Raw genomic sequence first — 5,488 nt, 5'->3', positions numbered from 1 at the left:
CCTGAAAGATTTGCTAAGAATTGGATAAATCCTGTCATGTTTATTTCCTCCCTTCTTTATAGATGATGGCTAATAATCAACCAAAGATTCCTTTGATCAGATTGTTCAGTACTTCGACTACATCTGGAAACCGGATTGCGCCTGAAAGATTTGCTAGAAATTGAATAAATCCTGTCATATATGTAACCTCCCTTCTACTATAAGCTAATGTTGGCTATCAACCAAAGATCCCTTTGATAAGGTTATTCAGCACCTCTACTACGTCAGGAAAACGTAATGCTCCTGAAAGATTTGCTAAGAACTGACCGAAAAATGTCATATTGATTCACCTCTTTATCCTGTTTTTTTATAGGATTATTACACCCAACGTTATTATAGAGCAAGTCCACCCTTTTTTGGGCTGCCCCTCTCCATAAATACAATCAATGAAAAATAGCATTATTAATCTACGGTTTCGTAAACATTTTAATAATTTACACAACACAACCAAAATGGAAAAATATTGTTTCTGTACAAATAATGTAACCGTTTTTCCCATAAAATCATTCATTATATATACGAATCCACTTGCTATCAGTATTTAATTACAATTTAACTCACTATAAATAAATATACTTCACATTTTGTTCAAATTTTAAAAAATAAATTTACATAAAAACATCTATTAACTTATTTTTCACACTAAATATAATCAACAAAACGCTTGGTATTCAGCCATTTTCATAAAAAAAGCACCAAATACCGCAGGATTGTAACATCACTGCTATATTTGGTGCTTGCTTAACTTGTCCGTTGTAAAATGTGCGATGGCGGGAAGCCGTAATGCTTTTTAAACAGCTTGCTAAAGTAATATGCATCATTGTAACCGACCAGTTTGGCGGCTTCTTTGACGGTCAGGCGCTCATCTTTCAATAGTTCATAGGCTTTTTCCAGCCTGATTTTAATTAAATAATGGATGGGCGAATCTCCGGTTTCTTCTTTAAAGACGCGGGAAATGTAGGCCGGGCTGATATACATGGTTTCGGATAGTGTGGATAAAGAGACCTCTTCTGTATGATGCTTCTCCATATAATAGATGATTTGATTGACCAGCTGCTGTTTTTCAAGTTCTTCCATCGACAATTTTAACCCGCTTGTTCGAATTTGTCTCGGCTCAGTTTCGCGTAAAATTTGGATGATTAGCTGCATGACATAGGTTTTAAGCAGCAAATCATAGCCCGGCTTCTCCTCTGATTTTTCACGGAGGATCTCATCGCAAATCGGCAAAATCTCCGTGCTGGTATCATGCTGACGCAAAACCGCTTCTTTAAAAGGAAACGTATTACGCGGAAAGCCAGTCAAGCTAAAATTCCGAAAACCAATATGGAGCTGGACATTATGCATGCCTGGTTCGGCAATATCAAAATGGCGCACGCCCGGATTCAGCACCAGCATGTCCCCCTGCTTCAACCAGTATTCTTTTCCTTCAATATTATACTTGACTTGCCCTTCATAGATAATCGAGAATTCGACAAAATCATGATGGTGATTCTCGCCAATCCGCGGCTCATTTGTATAGCAGTCGCCTACATAGAGAATCTGCGGGTTGAACGTGTTGGTATCAATTTTGAACATCAATTTCCCTCCCTCACCTGAAACGCTTACATTCATTCGTTTTTCTTTGCTTCAATTATATAATATATTCCATCATGATGGGGAAGATTAACCATTCTTTTTTAAGAAAAGCCGTGTAAACTAAGTACTTGTATATTAAAAAATAGAAAGGATGTGTTCATGCTTGGACAGTATCAAATGGATTTGGCAATATATTCGATCTTACCGGCTCAAATTATTTCTTGCTCTTATTTTGATTATTTTGGCATCGTTTATCAGCATTCTCTATCCACTGCTGGGCGGCAAGGTGATCGATTTGGTCGTTTATCAAAACAAAGCGTCTCTTCTCATCCCCATTCTGCTGATCATGATTGTCAGCACGTTTTTCCGGACGATCTTCCGCTACTCCTACCAGCTTCTTTTTGAACGGGTCGGGCAAAACAGCCTGTTTCAAATTCGCGAAGACCTTTATAAAAAATTGCAGGCGCTGGATTTCGACTTTTTCAACCACACGCGCGTGGGCGATATTATGGCGCGAATGACCGGTGACACAGATGCCATTCGTCATTTCGTCTCATGGGTCATCTACAACATTCTCGAAAATCTGCTTCTTTTCATCTTCGCCATTGGGATCATGCTGACGATCGACTGGAAATTAACGCTCGCTCTCGTTGCCGTTACACCATTTATCGCCATTCTCACCATGATGATGTCGCAAAAGGCACAGCCTGCTTTTTATGAAATCAGGGAAAGCTTTGCCCGCCTCAATTCCATGGTGGAGGAAAATATCAGCGGCAACCGGGTCGTCAAGGCTTTTGCGCGTGAAGACTACGAAATGCAGAAATTCCATGAGCATAATCTCGATTTTAAAAAACGAAATTTGGATTCTGCGGAAGTTTCCAAAAAGTATCTGCCGGTTCTCGACTCGCTTGCTGGAACGCTTGTGATCATTACGCTCGTCTTTGGTGGCTATCTGGTCATGAAGGGGCAAATGTCGCTCGGTGACCTGGTCGCATTCAACGGCTTTTTATGGATGCTGAATGGGCCGATGCGGATGAGCGGCTGGCTGATCAATGACGTCCAACGCTTTATCGCCTCTTCCTTTAAAATTCGCGACATGCTGCAAACCGAAGCCAAGATTCCGCTCCATGCTGAAAAATCGGCCCATTCGATCGATGGCTATGTCGAATTTAAAAATGTATCGTTTCATTTTGAGGACGACCCGACCACCGATGTACTGAAAAATATTTCACTGCGGGCAGAACCGGGGCAAACGATTGCGATTCTTGGGGAAACGGGTGCTGGAAAGTCGACACTCGTCAATCTGATTTGCCGTTTCTATGACCCGACATCCGGGCAGGTGCTGATTGATGGCGAGGATGCCCGCAACTGGCATGTCCGCGAGCTTCGTCAGCATATTGCAACGGTGATGCAGGATATTTTCCTTTTTTCCGATACGATTGAAGGCAACATTGCTTTCGGCGCACCGGATGCCTCGATGGAGGATGTCAGACGGATGGCACGCATTGCCGATGCCGATCACTTTATTGAAACAATGCCGGAAAGTTATGACACGATTGTCGGCGAACGGGGCGTTGGCTTGTCTGGCGGACAGAAGCAGCGGATTTCACTGGCCCGCGCACTGCTCAAACAGCCGTCCATTCTGATTTTAGACGATACGACTTCTGCGGTCGATATGGAAACGGAAGTCAAGATTCAAGATGAGCTTAAAAAAGTGACGCACAAGACGACCACTTTTATTATTGCCCACCGGATTTCTTCGGTAAAAGATGCAGACGAAATTCTAATTCTGCGGCATGGTGAAATCATTGAACGCGGCAATCACGCGGAATTGTTGCAAAAACAGGGCTATTATTACGAAATCTATCATAAGCAACTCGGAACGGAGGTGGATGCAGATGGCACGGAATAAGTTCGACGTGGATGAGGAGCTGGAAGAAGGCTTCAATGCCAGTCATTTGAAACGCATTTTTGTCTATATCAAGCCTTACCAAAAGCCCATTTATCTGACACTACTTGTCATTCTGCTGGCCAATATCGCCACGATGGCCGGCCCTTACCTGACCAAGATCGTCATTGACCAGACGATTCCAAATCAGGACTACCAGCAGCTTTTCTGGATCGCCGTCATTTTTATTCTCTCTGTTGTAATCACCGGGCTGTGCATGCGCTACCGGATTTGGTCGATCACAGTGATTGGGCAGGATATTTTAAAAGACATGCGGACGGCGATTTTCAGCCATTTACAAAAGCTGCCGTTCTCCTACTTTGACAGTCGGCCGCATGGGAAAATTTTGATTCGAGTCGTCAATTATATTAACATGTTGAGCGACCTGCTTTCCAACGGCTTGATCAATCTGATTTCAGATATTTTAAGTGTGGTCGTGACGCTTGGTTTCATGCTGGCAATCGACCCCGTGCTGACGCTTTACAGTCTGGCGCTCGTTCCTGTTTTATTCGTGATCGTGATGGTGATTAAAACGGCGCAGCGCAAGGCCTATCAGGTACTAAGTAACAAGACGTCCAACATGAATGCTTATATTCATGAAAGCATTGCCGGCATCAAAGTAACGCAAAGCTTTGCCCGTGAGAAAGAGAATTTTGAAATTTTTAGTGATGTCAGTGATGCGTATCGGCAGTCGTGGATGAAGGCTGTACGGGTTCAATTCCTGCTTTGGCCGGGTGTGCAGAATATCGCCGTGATGACGACCTGTCTGATCTATTTTGTCGGGATTCGAGGTCTTGGCGTGGATGTTTCGACAGGGACGCTGATTGCTTTTGTGGGCTATGTGGGCAACTTTTGGAATCCGGTCATCAATATCGGCAACTTTTACAATTCCCTCATTACCGCCACGACGTATCTGGAACGGATTTTTGAGACGCTGGATGTCGAACCGGATATTCGCGATCTGCCCGGCGCCAAGGAAATGCAGCCGATTACCGGCCGTGTGGATTTCAACCGCGTCTTTTTCCGCTACGAGGAAGGGAAGGATATTCTGAAAGGAATCGACTTCCACGTGACTGCTGGCGAATCCATCGCTCTTGTGGGGCCGACCGGGGCTGGAAAGACGACCGTGATCAATTTGCTAAGCCGCTTTTACGATATAAATGAAGGCGAGATCTTGATTGATGGGCAAAATATTCGAGAGGTGACGCTTCATTCTCTGCGCAAACAAATGGGTGTGATGCTGCAGGATACCTTCATTTTTTCTGGAACGATCATCGAAAATATTCGTTACGGGAAGCTGGATGCCACTGATGAAGAAGTGATGCGGGCGGCAAAAGTCGTTCGGGCACATGATTTTATCAAGGATTTGAAAGATGGCTACCATACAGAGGTCAAAGAACGCGGCAGCACGCTTTCGGCTGGTCAGCGGCAACTGATTTCCTTTGCGCGGACACTGCTTGCTGATCCGAAAATTTTGATTCTTGATGAAGCCACTTCGAGCATTGATACCAAAACTGAAATTCTGCTGCAGGAAGGTCTGGAGCGGCTCTTGGAAGGTCGAACCTCCTTTATTATCGCCCACCGACTTTCGACGATTAAAAACAGCTCTCGGATTTTCTATATTGACAACGGGCAGATTCAAGAAGCCGGCAGTCATGATGAGCTGATCGCGCAAGGCGGTTACTATCACCATCTTTATCAGGCGCAGTTTGATTTGTTGAATGCGTTGTGATGGGAAGGAAAATTAACACATAAAGCCATTATTGGAAAATAAAAGAAGCTAAAAGCAAGGATTGAAGCCATTTCTTCAAATGGATTTCGCTTGGTTTTGGCTTCTTTTTTCGTTTTGTCCAACTTTTTTTGCCAAATACGCCTCCTCTCTCGGAAAAACAGGTTTGCTTCTAGCTGTTTACGTTGACTCCCAAC

General features: G+C 43.8%; 4 protein-coding genes. 2 read left to right on the top strand and 2 right to left on the bottom strand.

What is annotated here, in order from left to right; all coding sequences use genetic code 11:
* Window positions 1-780: 780 nt before the first annotated feature.
* A complete protein-coding gene (locus CS921_RS04760) occupies window positions 781-1,614 on the bottom strand; it encodes an AraC family transcriptional regulator (protein ID WP_099221921.1) in 834 nt (277 codons plus the stop codon).
* A 163-nt stretch (window positions 1,615-1,777) separates the two neighbouring features.
* On the opposite strand from CS921_RS04760, the gene CS921_RS04755 reads away from it, so the two are divergent.
* Both CS921_RS04755 and CS921_RS04750 read left to right on the top strand, forming a co-directional pair.
* Window positions 1,778-3,526 (top strand): ABC transporter ATP-binding protein, encoded by a 1,749-nt coding sequence (locus tag CS921_RS04755; RefSeq protein ID WP_099221920.1) that lies wholly within the window; start codon window positions 1,778-1,780, stop codon window positions 3,524-3,526.
* Window positions 3,513-5,294 (top strand): ABC transporter ATP-binding protein, encoded by a 1,782-nt coding sequence (locus CS921_RS04750; protein WP_099221919.1) that lies wholly within the window; start codon window positions 3,513-3,515, stop codon window positions 5,292-5,294. The genes CS921_RS04755 and CS921_RS04750 overlap by 14 nt, the downstream gene beginning before the upstream one ends.
* On the opposite strand, the gene CS921_RS15645 is transcribed toward CS921_RS04750, so the two are convergent.
* Window positions 5,261-5,488 (bottom strand): hypothetical protein (locus CS921_RS15645; protein ID WP_205527765.1); only part of this gene is annotated, 228 nt, incomplete at its 5' end. The genes CS921_RS04750 and CS921_RS15645 overlap by 34 nt on opposite strands.

This window comes from Listeria costaricensis (genome assembly GCF_900183385.1).
GTDB classification, from domain to species: domain Bacteria; phylum Bacillota; class Bacilli; order Lactobacillales; family Listeriaceae; genus Listeria; species Listeria costaricensis.
The sequence above is the reverse complement of the archived record's forward strand: the minus strand, read 5'-3'. Positions and strand labels throughout refer to the sequence as shown.

Bases quoted from the DNA above. Each gene is read 5' to 3' on its own strand.
- CS921_RS04760 (WP_099221921.1), bottom strand. From the start codon at position 1,614: ATGTTCAAAATTGATACCAACACGTTCAACCCGCAGATTCTCTATGTA.
- CS921_RS04750 (WP_099221919.1), top strand. From the start codon at position 3,513: ATGGCACGGAATAAGTTCGACGTGGATGAGGAGCTGGAAGAAGGCTTC.